Annotated in this window: 3 pseudogenes; 2 read left to right on the top strand and 1 reads right to left on the bottom strand. The window is 33.9% G+C overall.

Annotated elements, in window-relative coordinates:
• Positions 1–224 (top strand): annotated as a pseudogene (locus AZH43_RS16860) (hypothetical protein); the annotation flags it as partial.
• A gap of 23 nt (positions 225–247) precedes the next feature.
• Here AZH43_RS16860 and AZH43_RS19195 read toward each other — a convergent pair.
• A pseudogene (locus AZH43_RS19195) lies at positions 248–349 on the bottom strand (hypothetical protein); the annotation flags it as partial.
• On the opposite strand from AZH43_RS19195, the pseudogene AZH43_RS18805 reads away from it, so the two are divergent.
• Positions 340–664 (top strand): annotated as a pseudogene (locus AZH43_RS18805) (DUF262 domain-containing protein); the annotation flags it as partial. The pseudogenes AZH43_RS19195 and AZH43_RS18805 overlap by 10 nt on opposite strands.

Consider the following 664-nt stretch of genomic DNA (forward strand, 5'->3'; position numbering starts at 1 on the left):
GTGAAAACTTGATTAAGCTTATTGATGAATTCCCAATTGCTAAATCGCATTGGTTTCCAATCTTTGAGTTTTCAAATTTAGTTTCTGATTTACAAAAAGCTGAAATTTTAAAAACCCAGCAAAGGTCTAAGCTTACAAATAATATTAAAGAAAATATCAAAAGATTTGATGTACATGCTTTACGTCCAATACGGTCGCCTAAATGGCCAAATAATGAAGACTGAATGGTGGCCGTAGTTGGATCTGTACTGGCAGGAAAGAACAGATGCGGAAAAATAATTACGGCAGCAGKGGCGKAAATATAGRAATCGAAGAATTMGATTGTTGTACCRRAAKWWAAATCAAACAATAACCAAACTACAAGATTTTATTCAATTTTTAAAATTATCTGCAAAATGGTACGAACATCTTTATGCCCCTAATTATGTTGGGCTTGATAAAGCTATTCAACCACTAATTGAAAACATTCGTGCTCAGAATGTTCATGCTTCAATTATGCCCTTGTTTTTAGCATTGGTACTCAAAAATAAAGGTAAGGGTGAGATGCTTGAACGGCATTTACAATTATTAGAAACGTTAAATTTTAGAGTTTATATCGCTAACGGCATGACATTTAGAAAAGATACAGGTCAGGGTGACTTATACCAGTATGCGAGTAGGTACT

Origin of the sequence: Acinetobacter pragensis (genome assembly GCF_001605895.1) — a bacterium.
GTDB lineage: Bacteria > Pseudomonadota > Gammaproteobacteria > Pseudomonadales > Moraxellaceae > Acinetobacter > Acinetobacter pragensis.